This window comes from Allobosea sp. LjRoot9, assembly GCF_964252745.1.
In the GTDB taxonomy this organism is placed as follows: domain Bacteria; phylum Pseudomonadota; class Alphaproteobacteria; order Rhizobiales; family Beijerinckiaceae; genus Allobosea.
In genome coordinates this window covers 112,027-129,178 of sequence record NZ_CAXUPC020000004.1, presented here as the reverse complement: position 1 = coordinate 129,178, position 17,152 = coordinate 112,027, and the positions used below count along the sequence as shown (strand labels likewise).

Sequence of the window (17,152 nt, the reverse complement as noted above, 5' to 3'; positions counted from 1 at the left end):
CAGCGCGAAATCGCTGCGCTACCGACCAGGAGGCGTGTCTTCCCTAACTCGGGCGTTAGATCGTATGTTGCAGCGCACAATGCAAGAGGCACACCGCTGAATTCAACGCCCGATCGTGATCACGTCGTCGGCCGTCGCTGCCAGCAGGGCCCGGTCATGCCCGATCAGCACGAGCCCGACCCCCTCGCCCGCGACGACCTCCCGCAGCAGCGCGATCGTCTCGCGCTGGACCAGCGGATCGAGCCGCGAAGTCGGCTCATCCGCCACGATCAGCTCCGGCTTCATCAGCAGGATGCGCGCCAGCGCCAGTCTTTGCGCCTCGCCGCCCGAGACGTCTCCTGGCCGGCGCCGCAGCAATCGCGGATCAAGCCGCAGCCGCTCGAGCAGGGGCGGCAGATCGCGGGCGAGATCGAGCTCGGGCGCGACCTCCGTGAGGTCGGCAAGTTGCAGGCCGATGCTGCGGCCAGGCAGGAAGACGCTGGCGGGGTCCTGATGCAGCTTCTGGTAGCGGCGACGCAGGCGCTTCAGTGCCGCGCGATCGCGATAAGGATCGGCGCCGGCCCAACTCACCTGGCCGGCATCGGGCGCCTGCAGCCCGAGCAGGATATTGCCGAGCGTGGTCTTGCCGCAGCCGCTGGGGCCGGTGAGTGCGAGCACGCCACCGCGCGGGACATGGATGTCGAGCCCCTCGAACAGCGCAGGCCCGCCCCGGAAGCCGAAGCGCAGACCATGGCCGGCAAGCACCGGAGAATCGACCGCGCAGCAGCGCAGGCTCGGCCGCCAGCGCGAGGGATCGGCCTCGATCCAGGCGCGGGTATAGGGTTGGCGCGGCGCTGCAAAGACGGCCACGCTCTCGCCCTGCTCGACGATGCGGCCCTCGCGCAACACCGCAAGCCGTCCGCCGAGCGCGCGCGCCAGCCCGATGTCATGCGTGATCACCAGGAGCGCCCGCCCGGCCTGGCGAAGCGACAGCAGGAGGTCGCGCGTCTGGTCGAGCCTTTCGGAATCCAGCCCCTTGGTCGGCTCGTCGGCAATCAGCAGCGGCGCGCGCCCGACCAGCACGGAAGCGACGAGCACGCGCTGCGCCATGCCGCCCGACAGCATCAGCGGATAGACCTGCGCAACCTCGGGCGCGAGCCCGACCGCCTGCAGCGCCGCCACCGCATCGCCCCGCCCCGTCCTCTCGAAGAGCTGGCGGCCGATGCGCATCGTCGGATCGAGCGCCGCTCGCGGCTCCTGTGGCAGCAGCATGGTCTCGCGCGCCCAGAACAGCCGCAGGAGCCCGGCTTGCCCGGCATCGACCGCCGCATGGCCGTTGATCGCGATCGTCCCGCTCGCCGTAAAGCCCTGCGGCAAGAGCCCCATCACCGCCTGGGCGATCAGGCTCTTGCCGCTGCCGGTCTCGCCGATCAGGACCAGCGTCCCGCCGGCCTCGACCTCGAGATCGACCTCGGCAACAACCAATGCGCCATGGCCGTCGCGAATGGCGAGACCGCGGATGACGAGGGCGGGCGGGCTCATCGTTCGATCTCCTTACCGGAATCGGGCTCCGACAACGCCTGCCCAAGCAGGGTCGCGCCGAGCACGGAGATGAAGATCGCCAGGCAAGGCGCCGCCATCTGCACCGGCGCTTCGGAGATGTACGGCAGGAGTTCGCTGATCATCGCGCCCCATTCCGGCGTCGGCGGCTGCAGACCCAGCCCCAGGAAGCCGAGCGCCGAGATCGACATGATCGCGGCCCCCAGCCCCAGCGTCGCCAGCGTCGTGGTCTGGCGCAGCACGGCGGGCAGGACGTGGCGGATCAATAGGGTGCGCGCCGGAAAGCCCGCCAGCCGCGCGGCCTCGACATGGGGCTCCTTGAGCTCGCTTTGCGCGATGGCGCGCGCCATCCGGGCGAATTGCGGCCACAGCGTCAATTTGATGCCGATCAACATCGGCAGCACACCGCCGCCGAGAAAACCGGAGATCAGCAGCGCCAGCAGGCTGCCGGGAAAAGCCAGCATCAGATCGGCGAGGCGCATGATCGCCATGTCGCTCCAGCGCCCTGCATAGGCGGCGGTCAGGCCGAGCCCGAGACCAATCCCCGTGGCAGCGCCGACGCAGGCGAGCGCGATCCCCAGCGAGCGGCCCGCCCCATGCGCCAGCCGCGCGAACACGTCGCGCCCGACATGGTCCGTTCCGAGCGGATGCGCGAGCGAGGGTCCTTCGAGCGCATGCAGCAGATCCTGCGCTGTGGGGTCATGCGGCGACAGCAATGGTCCAAACATAACGAGCCCAACTACGGCAGCCAGCAGGACAAGCGGCAAAGCGAGACCGGCCTTTGGTCCGTATCCGCCCACAGCCTTCATCGTGAGGAGCGTTCGGAACGAGTGCCTCTCGAAGGATGAGCCGGCACGCTCTGGATCATCGTTCGAGACGGAGCTGCGTGGCTCATCAGGACGAGGCTTGGTGAGTTCGGAAAACGCCTGGCTGCTCATGCCGCGGCCCTCGCGGCTTGGCGCGGATCCAGCGCGAGGCAGGCGAGATCGGCCAGGAGGTTGACGCCCGCATAGACCAGCCCGATCACCAGCCCCGCGCCCATCACCACCGGCACGTCGCGGGCCAGCAGCGCCTTGACCAGCAATTCGCCCAGCCCCGGATAATTGAACAGCATCTCGACCACGACGAAACCATCGACCATGTAGGCGAATTGCAGGGCCGCAAAAGTCGCGACCGGGATCGCCGCATTGCGCACGCCGTGATGGCGGAAGGCCGATGCGGCCGAGCGCCCTCTGATCCGCGCGAAGGTCATGTAGAAGGCGCCGCGCACCTCGACCACCGCGTTGCGGATGATCCTGACCGAGAAAGCCGCCAGGCCCAGCGCCAGCGTCAATGCCGGCAGGACCATATGCGCGCCCGTCCGGTAGCCGGCCGGCGGCAGCAAGCGCAGGCTGAGCGCGAAGACCGAGATCAGGCCGATGCCGACGAGGAAGCTCGGCAGCGAGGCAAGCGCGACCGCGATACCCGTCGTCACACGGTCGAGCCAGCCGCCCGGCGCAAAACCGCAGGCGATGCCGAGCGGCAGGGCGATGAGATAGGAAACCAGCCAGCCGAGCGCGCCCAGGCCGAGGGTGAAACGGCCGTGATAGGCGATCTCCTGCCGCACCGGCTGACGCGAGACCAGCGACTGGCCGAGATCGCCGGTCGCGATGCGGCCGAGCCAGGCGACGTATTGCACGGCCAATGGCCGGTCGAGACCTTCCTCGCGGCGGATGCGTTCGGTCGTCTCGATCGTCACCCGCTCATCGCCGACACGGGCCGCGGCGACGCGAAGCGCCATGTCGCCGGGCAAGGCATGGATGAAGGCGAAGCACAAAGTCGCCAGCAGCCAGGCCGTCAGCGCGGCCTGCGTCGCGCGTGTCCCGAGCAGCGTGAGCGCCGGCCTCACTTCCAGGTCATCCGTTCGATGAGGTAGCGCATCTCATAGGGGTCGATCGCGACATTCTTGATCCGCCCGGAAACCGCGACACCATGTTCGGTCCAGGAGACCGGGACGACGGGCATCTGGTCGTGCAACAGGGCGATGATCTGCCCGCGCAGCGCGTCCTTGCGGGCGTCGTCGAAGCTCGCGAGATAGGCGTCCGCCAGGGCCTTGACCTGATCCCGGCCATCCCAGCGCACCGTACCCCAGACCGAGCGCTCGCGCGCGAAATCGGGAATGATCGTCGCGATCGGCTCCGGCACATTGACATAGGTGCGCGAGACCAGCGTGAACTGCATGGTCCCGTCCTTGATCGCGGCGGGAACGCTGTTGCCGGGGCCGACCTCGATCGCGACATCCATGCCGATCCCACGCAATTGCGCCTGAATGGCTGAAGCCATGACCGGCAGCTCCGGCCGGTTGACCAGCGTCAGGAGCTTGGCCGCGAGGCGGACGCCGTCCTTGACGCGGATGCCGTCGCCTCCCGCGATCCAGCCGGCTTTGTCGAGCAGCTTGCGCGCCGCCGCGGGATCATGGGCGATGGCGGGCAGACCCTGGCGATGCCAGCCCGTCATGATTGGCGGCAGCAGCTGCGAGGCGCTCGAATCCGGATGGCGCAGGATCGCCTTGGCGATGCCGTCGCGATCCACAGTCATGGCGATGGCGCGGCGGACGCGAAGATCGGAAAATTGCGGCAACCCGCTGTCGAAAAACAGCGCGCGGACCCGCGGAATGGTCAGGCTCTCGACCTTCATCTGGCCGGCGGCATTGATCCGCGGCGTCGCGGTGGGGCTCAGCGTATAGACGAGGTCGGCGTCCCCGGCGATCGCGATATTGGCGCGGGTGTCGCCATTGACCACCGCCGTGTAGCGCAGCTTGGCGATGGCGGGCTTGGTCCGCGCATAGCCTTCGAAGCGGTCGAGCTCCAGCGTCGTCTTGCCGTCGATCAAGGCGAGCTTATAGGGCCCGGTCGCGACGATCTTGATGACCTTGCCCTCAGTGCCGTAAGCGGAGGGCGCGAGCACGATCGAAGCGTAATCGCACAGGAAAGCCGGCAGCACGCTGAAGGGCGTCTTGGTGCGGATCACCACATCGGCGCCATCGAGCGACACGCTGTCGAGCGGCACGGCCGAGAGGCTCTCCCCGATGAAGGACTGCTGCAGGCTCGCCGCCACGGCCTGGGCCGTCACCGGGCTTCCGTCATGGAAGCTCAGCCCCGCGCGCAGCTTGAAGCGCCAGCTCAGCTTGTCCTCGGAGACCGACCAGCTTTCGGCGATGCCGCCGACGAGCTGGCCTTCCGGCTCGACCTGCACCAGCGTCTCCGCGACCCCGAGGCGGGTCAGGATATAGCCGATATCGGCCGGATCGTTCGAGGTGTACTCCCAGGGCGCTACCACGCGCAGGACACGCTCGCCCTGCTGGGCCATGGCTGGCACGGCCGCGAGCGGCAGAATGAATGCGCCAGCAAGCAGGCGGCGGCGGGTCAGGGCCCACGATGTCATGATCAGATCTCCGGTTAAGGCGGTTCAGCCCGGCTTGCGGGCGGACAGGATGAAGGACTGGCCCTGGGCCGCGAGCAGACGCAGTCGCTCGCTCCAGGAGGCCGTCGCGAATTGCCGGTGCGCGATGCCGCTGAGCGGGCCGACACGCAGGGGCTCGAAGCCCACCTCGCGCAACATCGCCTCGAGCGCCGGCGCCCGCAGGCCATCGCGGAAATGCACACCGTTCAGGATGCGTTGATGCGTCGCCTGATCCCAGGTCGAGGCGACCCCGGTAAATCTGTCGATCAATCCCGAGAACCGCTTCAGCAGCACGGATCTGCGCGAGAGCGTGACCCAGTCGCCATCGATCACGACGAGCGTCCCACCGGGCTTGAGAACGCGCAGCCAATCGGCGAGTGCGAGCGCGGGATCGATCAGCGTCCAGACCAGATGCCGGCAGATGACGAGGTCATAGGCCTCATCCGCCATCATCGTGTTCTCGGCATCGCCGAGGTGGAAGCGCACGGCCGCATCCGCATGCTTCGCCCGCGCCCGGGCGATCATCGGTTCGCAGAGATCGACCGCATCGACGCTGCAGCCGAGCGAAAGCAGCACGCGCGTGATCTCGCCGGTGCCTGAGGCAAGCTCCAGCGCCCTGGCCCCGGCGGCGACCGGGGCATGGCTCGCGATCAATCGTGCCCAGGCCTCCAGCTCGGCATCAGAGCGGATCCTGTGGCCATAGGAGAGATCGAAGGTCTCGGCGCGTTTGCTCCAATAGGCGCGGATTTCGTCCTTCAGGCCGAAATTCGTTCCTCCGGAGGCGATCGCCTCGATGTCTAGGGGGGCAGCATTCGACATCCGTCACCGGCTTCCCATGGATGGGACGCGGCCGGTGCTTCGGCGCCGTTCGAACCCGGTTGCGCGACCAGAACGCGCAAGTGAGCGACCGTCATCAGAGCTCCTTCCGGGGCACCCCGCCCGGTTGCATGGCTTCACGACGTCGGCAGGTCTCCTGGCTCGCGGGTCCAAGCTTCGTTCGGCCTTCCCGGGCAAGCCCAGTGGCATGATCGAACGTCGCTCGCCGCTGACAGTTGCGGGGGCAGCTCCGGAATCGCGCACTTGCGCGCGCTCACCGGATTCCCTTTTGATCTCTTTCGAGAACCGACCCCGCCAAGGAAGCACAGCGCCTTGCGTTGCACAAGGCGGGATCGACCGGCCGCGAGACCCGGCTTCACGCCCGATCGCCACGCTTTCAGAACTTCGCGCTCAGGAAGGCGCGCACGCCGCGCCCGGGCGCCACGACATCGTCCTTGCGGAAGGACACCGCGTTGCGGATCGTCTCGTTGAGCAGATTGGTGCCGTTGACGCCGGCAGTGAGTTCGATCGGCCCGAGCGGCCCGTCCTTGAGCTTGACCTTGTAGCTGAGCTCGGCGTTGAGCAGGTTGTAGCCGCTGGTCGGCGTCTCCTCGGGCGCGATACGCCGCTGCGAGAAGGCGTGGATCAGGTTGACCCTGGCGAACCAGGCATCGCCGCCGCGCCAGAACAATCCGCCGCCGAGGCGTTGAGGAGGAATGCGCGGCACATTCTCGTCGCCGGAGAACTTCGCCCGGACAATGTCGTATTGCCCCTCGACCCCGAAGACGTTCGGGCCGATCTCGAAGAGGTCGTATTGCGTCTTGAATTCGCCGCCGAGGAAGGTGGCGTTGCGCTGGGTGTAGACCACCTGCGTCAATGCGTTGCCGGTGCCGCAACTGGCGAAATCATCGTCGCAGTATACGCCGGTGACGCGGCGATAGATGAAGCCCTCATAGCGCGTCGCATAGAGCGAGGCGTCGAAGCGCCAGGGACCTGCCGTGCGGCGCAGGCCCAGCTCGACCGTCTTGGCGGTCTCCTTCTTGAGATTGGGATCGCCGATCTCGAAGGTGCCGGGCGCATCATGCGCGCCGCGCGAGAACAGTTCGGAAGCCTTGGGCGCGCGCTCGGTATAGGACCCGGTCAGGCTGCCGGTGAAGCCGAAAGGCAGATCCTGCAACAGGCCAAGGCTCGCACTCATCGGCATGAAGCGGCGCCGCTTGGCCTGCGAGGTCGGATCGTCCGCCGTCGCAACTTGCGTCGCTGCGCCAGTCTCTGGGTCGATGCTCTCCACAGCCGTGAAGCTCGGCAGATAGCCGGCTGGAAAACGCGTCGCGGTGCCCTTGACGTCGACATAGTCGACACGGCCGGCGGCCTGCAGCTTCGTGCCGGGTAGCAGCTGCAATTCGTTGAAATTGTAGAAGCCAGCGCTGTTGGTGTCGGCCGGCGGCAGCAAACCATCGGCTTCCCCGGAGGTTCCGATCTCCTGGCGGCCGAGTTGCAGGCCGAAGGCGGAGGTCAGGCGGCCGATACCGGTTTCGAGCGGCTTGAGCTGCGCCTCGACGCGCCCCTCGATCTCGCGATTCTTGAACGTAGCGGCGGTCTCGAAACCGCCGCCCTCGTTCAGCCCCTGCTCCTGATGCCTGTAGACGGAGCCGCCGACCCAGAAGCGCAAGGTGTCGATGAAGCCGCCATCGATCTGGAACTCACCCTTGCTCGCGAGTTTTGTCTGTTCGAGGTCGATGCGGGTGCGCGTTGCCCGCGCATCGGCGCCGGGGATGCCGTAGAGGCTGGTGAAATGCGACAGCGAGACGCCGATGAAGCCGCGATTATCGGGCAGAAAATAGGAACCGCCGATCGCCTGGCCGTCGGAGCGGACATAGCTGTTGAACTGGGTGCCGCCGGGGATGTGATAATCCTCGGCATTGCGGTGATAGATGTCGCCATGGACGACGAACTGGCCCGAGCGCGCATCGATCAGCGCCGAATTCTCGATGCCGCGATCGACCGAGGAGACCGAGGAGCGCGTCTCGGCATGGAAGCCCGGCGCGATCAGGAATGACGGGATGCGGTTGTTGTCGACGCTGACGACGCCGCCGATCGCCTGCGAGCCGTAGCGCAAGGTGCCCGGCCCGCGAATGACCTCGACGCGCTGCGCCGCCAGCGGATCGATCGGCACGCCGTGATCCTCGCCGAGATCGGAGACATCCTGCGAGCCGATGCCGTTTTCCTGGATGCGGACGCGGAAATTGTCGAGGCCGCGAATGATCGGGCGGTCGGCAGCCCCCGGCGCGAAGCCGGAATTGGTGATGCCCGGCTGATTGGCGAGCTGGTCGCCGAGCGTGCGGCCGCCATTGCGCAGGAGTTCGCCGGCAGTGAGGAAGGTGACCGTGGAGAAGCTGCGATTGACCGCAACCGCGTCGCCACTCGGCGCGGGCTCGGCATCAGACAGATTGCGCGGCTGGATCGGGCTTGGCGCCGTCACGGTGATCTCGGGCAGTTCGATGGCCGTTTGCGCCAAGGCGCCGGTCGCAATGATGGCGCCAAGCGCGACGCCGGCACTGAGGATGCCGGCGCGCCGCGCCACGGCAAGGTCGATGATCATGACAAGATCCGCTGTGAAAAGGGGCTATGCGGCCGCCCGAAGGCGGCGGGAGACAGCTCAAGCCGCCTGCCGGTCCCAGGCGGGGAACGGGTCGTCGAGCGCGAGCAGGGCTTTCGAGAGGCCTGTCGTGGAACTTCCGGTCAGGCAGGCATCGAGCGCCGCACGGATCGCGGCCTCATCCATCTCCGGCCCGCCGATGAAGACCAGCTCCTGCCGGCGGTCGCCCCAGATCTGCGACCAGTGGCGGCGCATCAGCGAGGCGAACTCCTCCGAGCGCGGCCAGAGCTCTTTCGGCACCGCCGCCCACCAGCTGCCCAGCCCTTCGGTCCGCGTGATCCGCCCGGCGAGCGAGTATTCGCCGACCCAATGCGGCCGCGTCGCCAGCCAGAAATGCCCCTTGGCGCGGATCACGCCGGGAAAGCGGCGGTTCATCAGTTCGTGCAGCTGGCGCGGATGGAACGGCCGCCGCGCCTGGTAGACGAAGGAGCGTATGCCGTATTCCTCGGTTTCCGGCACATGGTCGCGGAAACCGAACAGCTCCTTGTGCCAGAGCGGATGCGTTTCCGCCTTCTCCTCGTTGAACAGCCGCGTGTTCAGCACCTGGTCGAGCACGACCCGGCCGAAATCGGCCTCGACGATCCGGGCATCGGCATTGAGCCCGCGCACGACGCGGCGCACCTTGTCGCGCTCCCCGGCCGAGACCTCGCCGGCCTTGTTGATCACCACGACATCGGCGAATTCGATCTGCTCGACCAGAAGATCGACCAGCGTGCGCGCATCGCCCGCGCCGGCGGTCTCGCCGCGATCACCGAGGAAATCGCGGCTGTCGTAATCGGCGAGCAGGTTGATGGCGTCGACCACCGTCACCATCGTGTCGAGCCGTGCGACATCGTCGAGCGAGCGGTCGTCCTCGTCGCGGAAGGAGAAGGTCGCCGCGATCGGCAACGGTTCGGCGATGCCGGTGCCTTCGATCAGCAGGTAGTCGAAACGATTCTCGGCCGCGAGCCGGCGCACCTCGCTCAGGAGATCGTCGCGCAAGGTGCAGCAGATGCAACCATTGCTCATCTCGACCAGCTTTTCGTCGGTTTTGGACAGGTCCGCTCCGCCCTCGCGCACGAGATCCGCGTCGATATTGACCTCGCTCATGTCGTTGACGATGACCGCGACGCGCTTGCCCTCGCGATTATTGAGGATGTGGTTGAGCAAGGTGGTCTTGCCGGCCCCGAGGAAGCCGGAGAGCACGGTCACCGGCAGGCGGCGGTCGGTCAGGAGCGAGGCTGGAAGCATGATGGGCTCGGGTAGCTGCAGAAGAATTCTGTTACATTATAACATTACTCTTCTGTCAACCCGCGAAATCGCGGACACGCCCGGGCGGCCAGGAAAGCACCCAAGAAAAAGGCCCGCATCGGATGATGCGGGCCTCGGTATCCTCACTGCTGCGGCTCTCTCAGCGGAACAGCGCCAGCGATTTGGACAGGGTGATCCAGACGCCCCAGGCCAGCGGAATGCCGACAACGGCCCAGGCGAGCAGCGCCGTACCGTCGAAGCCACCCTTGCCGATGCCGAAGGAGCCATGCGGGCCGCTCGCCGCGGCGCTGGCCGTCCTGGCCTGGAGGGCTGCGACTTCCGCATCCCTCATGAACCATTTCTGCACCACCGGCCGAACCAGCAGATTGGCGATGAAACCCGCCACCAGCATGCCGGCGAGGATATACATCGTCCGGTCATAGACCTGGGCGCGCGGCACGCCGGCATTGATCTGAGCCTCGCGGATATAGTTGACCACGACCGGGCCGATGATGCCCGCCGTCGACCACGCCGTCAGCAGCCGGCCATGGATAGCGCCGACGAACTGGGTGCCGAACATGTCGGCGAGATAGGCCGGCACGGTGGCGAAGCCCCCGCCATACATCGACAGGATGATGCAGAAGAAGGCGACGAACAGCGCCAGCGACCCGGCATGGGCGGCCCAGGGCGAGAGCCCGTAGAGCACGATGCCCAGGCCGAAGAAGGTCGCATAGGTCAGCTTGCGGCCAAGCTTGTCCGAGAGCGAGGCCCAGAAGAAGCGCCCGGCGATGTTGAACAGCGAGAGCAGGCCGACGAAGGCCGCAGCGATGGTGGCGATCTGCTTCTTCTGCTCGGCGTCGAGCGCCGCGAACCCGATCTCGGGCTTGCCGATCAGCGAGCCGGCGAAGATCTCCTGCAGCATCGGTGAGGCCATGCCGAGCACGCCGATGCCGGCCGAGACGTTGAGGCAGAGCACGGCCCAGATCAGCCAGAACTGCGGCGTCTTATGCGCGTCCTTGAGATGGACATGGCCGGACGTGATCATCGCGTTCTGGGTCGCAGGCGGGGTCCAGCCGTCCGGGCGCCAGCCCGAAGGCGGGATGCGGTAGCCGAAGGCGCCAGCCATCATGAAGACGAAGTAGATCGCCGCCATCACCACGAAGGTCTGCCAGACGCCGACCGAGGTCGAGGTCTTGAAAGCGTTCATCAGGATGTCGGCCAAGGGCGAGCCGATCATCGCGCCGCCACCGAACCCCATGATCGCCATGCCGGTCGCCATGCCGCGCCGGTCGGGGAACCATTTCACCAGGGTCGAGACCGGCGAGATGTAGCCCAGGCCCAGCCCGATGCCGCCGATGACGCCCGAACCCAGCCACATCAGCCAGAGCTGGTGGGTGTAGACGCCGAGCGCCGAGATCAGGAGGCCGCCGCACCAGCACAGCGCCGAGACGAAGGCGGCCTTGCGCGGACCCGAGCGTTCGAGCCAGCCGCCCCAGATCGCAGCCGATGAGCCGAGCAGCACGAAGAACAGCGTGTACATCCAGCCGAGATCGGCGACCTTCCAGTCGCAGGCCGTGGTGAAGAGCGAGCCGATCAGCCCGACATCGGCCGCACAAGTGACCGGCTTGGTGACGCCGATGGCCTGGCTGAGCGGCAGCCAGAACACGCTGAAGCCATAGGCCATGCCGATGCAGAGATGGATGCAAAGCGCAGCCGGCGGCACCAGCCAACGGTTGAAGCCGGCCTTCGCGATGATCCTCTCTCGGTCCAGCAGTCCCGAGGCAGGCGCGACCTGCCCTATATCCTGTGCGATGCTCATGTCAGTCCCTTTCCCCAAGATTCTCTAATCGGGCCGGGTTGCTCCCGGCTCGTTGAAATCGCGTTGTGCACGCCTTTTTCAGGCGCGCTCTGCTCCGCTATCCGCCCCGCGCCGGCCTGATCAGCGCCAAGGCGCGCCGCACAAGGGGTTGGAGCTCCTGGGAATCGCCCTTGAACGCGGCGAGGAAATCCTCGCGCATGCGCCGGCTCCAGAACTGGTTGATGTGGTCGGCGATGGCGGGCACCGCCTGCTCGTCGGGATAGGATTTGAAGAAATCGGCGATCTGCCCGGCCATGCGCGCGAGCTTCTCGCATTGCTCGGCCTTGTGGGCGTCCCGCGCCTCGCTCGTCGACAGCACAGCTTCGCTCATCGTGCCTGCGTCTCCAGTTCCGACGCCAGCGCCCCAGTGAAAACGATGCAGCCATCGTCACGGGCGACGCAGACAAGATTCAAGCCAAGCCGCTTCGCCCGCTCGATCGCGAGCGAGGTCGGTGCCGAGATCGAGACCAGCGTGCCGGCCCCGAAGATCGCCGCCTTCTCCACCATCTCGAAGGAGGCCCGGCTGGTGACGAGCACGAAACCACTGCTGGCCTCATGGCCGGCGCGCAAACGCGCGCCGATCAATTTGTCGAGCGCGTTGTGCCGGCCGACATCCTCGCGCGCCGCCAGGATCGCACCTGAAGCGTCACACCACACGGCGGCATGGACGGCATGGGTGAGCCGGTTCAAGGGCTGGTGGCGCTCCAGGCTCGCCAGCGCCGCATGGATGGCGTTCCGCGCGATCGGTTGCCGCTCCCGCGCTCCCGCCCGCGCCATCGGCAGTTCGCTCAGCGTCTCGACACCGCAGAGCCCGCACGAGGTCCGGCCCGAGAGGTTGCGCCGCCGCGCCAGATGCTCGCGGAAACGGCCGGGCTCAAGATCGACGGTGACGACGATGCCGTCCGACTGCGGCTGGACCGTGATGCCCCTGATCTCGTCGATACCGGTGACGATGCCTTCGGTCAGGCTGAAGCCGGCGACGAAATCCTCGAGATCGGACGGCGTCGCCATCATCACCGCATAGGGCAGGTTGCCATAGACGATGCTGACCGGCGCCTCGACGGCAACCTCGGCGCTCACTGCCAGGCCCCGGCCGCCATCGAAGCGGACCGGCGCGGCCGGCACGGCGCAGGAGGCCGGCGGCTGGGCGGGCGGGCTATTCCGCGGCATCGGGCAGACGCCCCGCGATCTGGCGCAGCGAGATGTCTTCCTCGCGGTTGCGCTCCTGCCATTGCGAATAATAATTCGTCCGCCTGACCTCGACCGCCGTCACCTTGTATTCCGGGCAATTGGTCGCCCAGTCCGAGAAATCCGTGGTGATCACGTTGGCGCCGGTCTCGGCATGGTGGAAGGTCGTGTAGACCACGCCGGGCTGCATCCGCTCCGAGACCTCGGCGCGCAAGGAGATGTCGCCGGAGCGGCTGGCGAGCGCGACGAGATCGCCTGATTTGATGCCGCGATTCTCGGCGTCGAAAGGGTGGATCTCCAGCACGTCCTCGTCATGCCAGGTGGAGTTGGCGGTGCGCCGCGTCTGCGCGCCGACATTATATTGCGAGAGGATGCGCCCCGTCGTCAGGATCAGCGGGAAGCGCGCCCCGGTGCGCTCCTCGGTGGGCACGAATTCGGTGATCATGAACTTGCCCTTGCCGCGCACGAAGCGGTCGACATGCATCAAGGGCGTGCCGGTCGGGGCCTTCTCATTGCAGGGCCATTGCACGGAGCCGAGCTTGTCGAGCTTGTCATAGCTCACCCCGGCGAAGCTCGGCGTCAGCCGCGCGATCTCGTCCATGATCTCGCTGGGATGCGCATAGGCCATCTCGTAGCCGAGCGCCCGGGCGAAATCGATCGTGACCTGCCATTCGGCCTTGCCCGAGAGCGGCGCCATCACTTGCCGGACGCGGTTGATGCGGCGCTCGGCATTGGTGAAGGTGCCGTCCTTCTCCAGGAAGGAGGAGCCCGGCAGGAAGACATGGGCGTATTTCGCCGTCTCGTTCAGGAACAGGTCCTGCACCACGACGCATTCCATCGAAGACAGGCCGGCGGTGACGTGCTGCGTGTTGGGGTCGGACTGGGCGATGTCCTCGCCCTGGACATAGAGCGCCTTGAAGGTGCCGCCGACCGCCTCGTCCAGCATGTTGGGGATGCGCAGGCCCGGCTCCACGTCGAGCGGCACGCCCCACATCATCTCGAAGATCTGGCGCGTCGCATCGTCCGAGACATGGCGGTAGCCGGTGAACTCGTGCGGGAAGGAGCCCATGTCGCAGGCGCCCTGGACATTGTTCTGGCCGCGCAGCGGATTGATGCCGACGCCGTCGCGCCCGATATTGCCGGTCGCCATGGCGAGATTGGCCATGCCCATCACCATGGTCGAGCCCTGGCTGTGCTCGGTGACGCCGAGCCCGTAGAAGATCGCGCCGTTGCCGGCGGTGGCGTAGAGCCGCGCCGCGGCGCGGACATCGGCCGCCGGCACACCAGTGAATTCCTCGCTCGCCTCGGGCGAATTATGCGCCTGCGCGATGAAGCGGGCCCAGATCTCGAAATCGGCCAGGTCGCAGCGCTCGCGGACATAATCCTCGGCGATCAGCCCCTCGGTGACGACGACATGGGCGATGGCGTTGATCAGCGCGACATTGGTGCCGGGCAGGAGCTGGAGATGGTGTTCCGCCTTGATATGGGGCGATTTCACCATGTCGATCCGGCGCGGATCGGCGACGATCAGCTTGGCGCCCTGGCGCAGGCGCTTCTTCATCCGCGAGGCGAAGACGGGGTGGCCGTCGGTCGGATTGGCGCCGATCACCAGGATGACATCGGCCCTGGCGACCGATTTGAAATCCTGCGTGCCGGCCGAGGTGCCCAGCGTCGTCTTCAGGCCGTAGCCGGTCGGCGAATGGCAGACGCGGGCGCAGGTATCGACATTGTTGTTGCGGAAGCCGGCGCGCACCAGCTTCTGGACGAGGAAGACCTCCTCATTGGTGCAGCGCGACGAGGTGATGGCGCCAAGCGATTCCCGGCCATAGCGCGACTGGATGCGCTTGAACTCGCAAGCGGCATGATTGATCGCCTCCTCCCATGACACTTCGCGCCAGGGATCGGTGATCTTCTCCCGGATCATCGGCTTGGTGATGCGGTCCTTATGGGTCGCATAACCCCAGGCGAAGCGGCCCTTGACGCAGGAATGGCCCTCATTGGCCTTGCCGTCCTTGTAGGGCACCATGCGGACGACCTTGTCGCCCTGCATCTCGGCCTTGAACGAGCAGCCGACGCCGCAATAGGCGCAGGTCGTGACCTTGGAATGCTCGGGCTGGCCCATCTGGATGACGCTGTTCTCCATCAGCGTCGCCGTCGGGCAGGCCTGCACGCAGGCGCCGCAGGAGACGCATTCGGAACCCAGGAAATCGGTCGGGCCCGGGGCGACGCGCGAATCGAAACCGCGGCCCGTGATCGTCAATGCGAAAGTGCCTTGCACCTCCTCGCAGGCGCGCACGCAGCGATTGCAGACGATGCATTTGGTCGGATCATAGGTGAAATAGGGGTTGGAGGTGTCCTTGGCCAACCAGTTCTCATTGGCGAGGCCGTCCGCCGTTTTGGCGAAGACATGGTTCTCGCCCTCATAGCCATAGCGGACCTCGCGCAGGCCGACCGCACCCGCCATGTCCTGCAATTCGCAATCGCCATTGGCCGAGCAGGTCAGGCAGTCGAGCGGGTGGTCGGAGATGTAGAGCTCCATCACACCCTTGCGCAGCGTCGAGAGCTGTTCGGTCTGCGTGCGAACGACCATGCCCTCCTCGGCCGGGGTGGTGCAGGAGGAAGGCGTGCCGCGCCTTCCCTCGATCTCGACGAGGCAGAGCCGGCACGAGCCGAAGGGCTCGAGCATGTCGGTGGCGCAGAGCTTGGGGATCTTGGTTCCAGCGCTCATCGCAGCCGCCATCACCGAGGTGCCGGCCGGGACCGTGACGCTCTGCCCGTCGATCGTCAGCGTGACCTGCTTTTCGGAAACGCGGATCGGCGTGCCGAAATCGATCTCCTTGATCAGGCTCATGACAGGCTCCTCATTCGGCGGCCAAAGCAGGGAGCGGCCGGTCGAAATCCTCGGAAAAATGGTTCAGCGCGCTCATCACCGGCATCGGGGTCAAGCCGCCCATGGCGCAGAGCGAGGCGTCGGTCATCAGGCGGTTGAGATCGCGCAGGACCGCCATGTTCTTCGGGCGTTCGGTGCCGGCGATGATGCGGTCCATCACCTCGACGCCGCGCACCGCGCCGATGCGGCAGGGCGTGCACTTGCCGCAGGATTCCTTGGCGCAGAATTCGAAGGCGAAGCGGGCTTGCCTGGCCATGTCGACCGTATCGTCGAAGACGACGATACCGCCATGCCCGAGCATGGCTTTCATGCTCGCCAGCGCCTCGTAATCCATGACGACGTCGAGCTGGCCCGCCGTGAGGTAAGCGCCGAGCGGCCCGCCGACCTGCACGGCGCGGATCGGGCGGCCCGACAATGTGCCGCCGCCCATATCCTCGATGATCTCGCGCAGCGAGATGCCGAAGGCTAGCTCGATCAACCCGCCTCGCCTGACATTGCCGCCGAGCTGCACCGGCAGCGTGCCGCGCGAGCGGCCCATGCCGTAATCGGCATAAGCCTTTGCGCCATGCTGGAGAATCCAGGGCACGGCCGCGAAGGAGAGCACATTGTTGACGACGGTCGGCTTGCCGAAGAGCCCTTGCAGGGCCGGCAGCGGCGGCTTGGCCCGCACCAGCGCGCGCTTACCCTCCAGGCTTTCGAGCAGCGAGGTCTCCTCGCCGCAGATATAGGCGCCTGCCCCCAATCGCACTTCCAGATGGAAGGCATGGCCCGTGTCCAGCACGGAGTCGCCCAGGATGCCGGCATTCTCCGCCTTCAGGATGGCGCGCTGCAGAGTACGATGCGCATGCGGATATTCCGAGCGCAGATAGATGAAGCCCTTGGTCGCACCGACCGCGACGGCAGCGATCGCCATGCCCTCGATCAGCAGGAAGGGGTCGCCCTCCATCAGCATCCGGTCGGCGAAGGTGCCGCTGTCGCCCTCATCGGCATTGCAAACGATGTATTTCTGCTCCGCTTGCGCGTCGTGCACCGTCTTCCACTTGATGCCGGTCGGGAAGCCCGCGCCGCCGCGCCCGCGCAAACCCGAGGCTTTCACCGTTTCGACGATCGCCCCTCCGGTCATCGCCAGCGCAGCTTTGAGTCCGGCCAGGCCGCCATGGGCGCGATAATCCGCAAGCGAGAGCGGGTCGATGACGCCGATGCGCGCAAAAGTCAGGCGCTGCTGGCGCTTCATCCAGTCGAGTTCTTCGGTGACGCCCAATCGCAGTGCATGGGCGCCGTCGGAGAGGAACCCCGCCTCGAACAGGCCCGCGACGTCCCTCACTGCCACCGGGCCATAGGCGATACGCCCCGCCGCGGTCTCGACCTCGACCAGGGGCTCCAGCCAGAGCATGCCGCGCGAGCCGTTGCGAACGAGCTCGATCGCGACGCCACGCGCCTGCGCCTCGCGCAGGATCGCCTGCGCGACGCCCTCGGCCCCGACCGACAGCGCGGCGGCATCGATCGGCACGAAGATTTTGACCGGCACCGG

The 17,152-nt window shown here is 66.7% G+C and carries 12 protein-coding genes and 1 riboswitch; all 12 genes read right to left on the bottom strand.

What is annotated here, in order from left to right; translation table 11 throughout:
* Window positions 1-102: 102 nt before the first annotated feature.
* A complete protein-coding gene (locus ACSQ3P_RS17900) occupies window positions 103-1,521 on the bottom strand; it encodes an ABC transporter ATP-binding protein (protein WP_436166867.1) in 1,419 nt (472 codons plus the stop codon).
* Window positions 1,518-2,267, bottom strand: a complete 750-nt coding sequence (locus tag ACSQ3P_RS17895) for an ABC transporter permease (protein ID WP_436166866.1) — start codon at window positions 2,265-2,267, stop codon at window positions 1,518-1,520. Before ACSQ3P_RS17895 ends, ACSQ3P_RS17900 begins: the two co-directional genes overlap by 4 nt.
* Window positions 2,268-2,473: 206 nt before the next feature.
* Window positions 2,474-3,427 (bottom strand): ABC transporter permease, encoded by a 954-nt coding sequence (locus tag ACSQ3P_RS17890; protein WP_436166865.1) that lies wholly within the window; start codon window positions 3,425-3,427, stop codon window positions 2,474-2,476.
* Window positions 3,424-4,962, bottom strand: a complete 1,539-nt coding sequence (locus ACSQ3P_RS17885) for an ABC transporter substrate-binding protein (protein ID WP_436166864.1) — start codon at window positions 4,960-4,962, stop codon at window positions 3,424-3,426. The genes ACSQ3P_RS17890 and ACSQ3P_RS17885 overlap by 4 nt, the downstream gene beginning before the upstream one ends.
* Before the next feature lie 24 nt (window positions 4,963-4,986).
* The gene (locus ACSQ3P_RS17880) at window positions 4,987-5,799 is read right to left on the bottom strand and encodes a class I SAM-dependent methyltransferase (RefSeq protein WP_436166863.1); all 813 of its coding nucleotides are present in this window, start codon (window positions 5,797-5,799) and stop codon (window positions 4,987-4,989) included.
* 127 nt (window positions 5,800-5,926) lie between these two features.
* Window positions 5,927-6,122: riboswitch (cobalamin riboswitch) on the bottom strand.
* 71 nt (window positions 6,123-6,193) lie between these two features.
* Window positions 6,194-8,398: a TonB-dependent receptor gene (locus ACSQ3P_RS17875; protein ID WP_436166862.1), complete on the bottom strand. Its 2,205-nt coding sequence runs from the start codon at window positions 8,396-8,398 to the stop codon at window positions 6,194-6,196.
* 57 nt (window positions 8,399-8,455) lie between these two features.
* On the bottom strand, window positions 8,456-9,685 hold the full coding sequence (locus ACSQ3P_RS17870; RefSeq protein WP_436166861.1) for a GTP-binding protein: 1,230 nt from the start codon (window positions 9,683-9,685) through the stop codon (window positions 8,456-8,458).
* A 160-nt stretch (window positions 9,686-9,845) separates the two neighbouring features.
* The gene (locus tag ACSQ3P_RS17865) at window positions 9,846-11,504 is read right to left on the bottom strand and encodes an OFA family MFS transporter (protein ID WP_436166860.1); all 1,659 of its coding nucleotides are present in this window, start codon (window positions 11,502-11,504) and stop codon (window positions 9,846-9,848) included.
* Window positions 11,505-11,601: 97 nt separating this feature from the next.
* Window positions 11,602-11,874: a formate dehydrogenase subunit delta gene (locus ACSQ3P_RS17860; protein WP_436166859.1), complete on the bottom strand. Its 273-nt coding sequence runs from the start codon at window positions 11,872-11,874 to the stop codon at window positions 11,602-11,604.
* The gene (gene fdhD / locus ACSQ3P_RS17855) at window positions 11,871-12,713 is read right to left on the bottom strand and encodes a formate dehydrogenase accessory sulfurtransferase FdhD (RefSeq protein WP_436166858.1); all 843 of its coding nucleotides are present in this window, start codon (window positions 12,711-12,713) and stop codon (window positions 11,871-11,873) included. Before fdhD ends, ACSQ3P_RS17860 begins: the two co-directional genes overlap by 4 nt.
* On the bottom strand, window positions 12,700-15,582 hold the full coding sequence (gene fdhF, locus ACSQ3P_RS17850) for a formate dehydrogenase subunit alpha (RefSeq protein WP_436166857.1): 2,883 nt from the start codon (window positions 15,580-15,582) through the stop codon (window positions 12,700-12,702). The genes fdhD and fdhF overlap by 14 nt, the downstream gene beginning before the upstream one ends.
* Window positions 15,583-15,592: 10 nt before the next feature.
* On the bottom strand, window positions 15,593-17,149 hold the full coding sequence (locus ACSQ3P_RS17845) for a formate dehydrogenase beta subunit (RefSeq protein ID WP_436167183.1): 1,557 nt from the start codon (window positions 17,147-17,149) through the stop codon (window positions 15,593-15,595).
* Between the last annotated feature and the right edge of the window lie 3 nt (window positions 17,150-17,152).

Bases quoted from the DNA above. Each gene is read 5' to 3' on its own strand.
- ACSQ3P_RS17880 (WP_436166863.1), bottom strand. From the start codon at position 5,799: ATGTCGAATGCTGCCCCCCTAGACATCGAGGCGATCGCCTCCGGAGGA.
- ACSQ3P_RS17860 (WP_436166859.1), bottom strand. From the start codon at position 11,874: ATGAGCGAAGCTGTGCTGTCGACGAGCGAGGCGCGGGACGCCCACAAG.
- ACSQ3P_RS17865 (WP_436166860.1), bottom strand. From the start codon at position 11,504: ATGAGCATCGCACAGGATATAGGGCAGGTCGCGCCTGCCTCGGGACTG.
- fdhF (WP_436166857.1), bottom strand. From the start codon at position 15,582: ATGAGCCTGATCAAGGAGATCGATTTCGGCACGCCGATCCGCGTTTCC.
- ACSQ3P_RS17895 (WP_436166866.1), bottom strand. From the start codon at position 2,267: ATGTTTGGACCATTGCTGTCGCCGCATGACCCCACAGCGCAGGATCTG.
- ACSQ3P_RS17900 (WP_436166867.1), bottom strand. From the start codon at position 1,521: ATGAGCCCGCCCGCCCTCGTCATCCGCGGTCTCGCCATTCGCGACGGC.
- fdhD (WP_436166858.1), bottom strand. From the start codon at position 12,713: ATGCCGCGGAATAGCCCGCCCGCCCAGCCGCCGGCCTCCTGCGCCGTG.
- ACSQ3P_RS17885 (WP_436166864.1), bottom strand. From the start codon at position 4,962: ATGACATCGTGGGCCCTGACCCGCCGCCGCCTGCTTGCTGGCGCATTC.
- ACSQ3P_RS17875 (WP_436166862.1), bottom strand. From the start codon at position 8,398: ATGATCATCGACCTTGCCGTGGCGCGGCGCGCCGGCATCCTCAGTGCC.
- ACSQ3P_RS17870 (WP_436166861.1), bottom strand. From the start codon at position 9,685: ATGCTTCCAGCCTCGCTCCTGACCGACCGCCGCCTGCCGGTGACCGTG.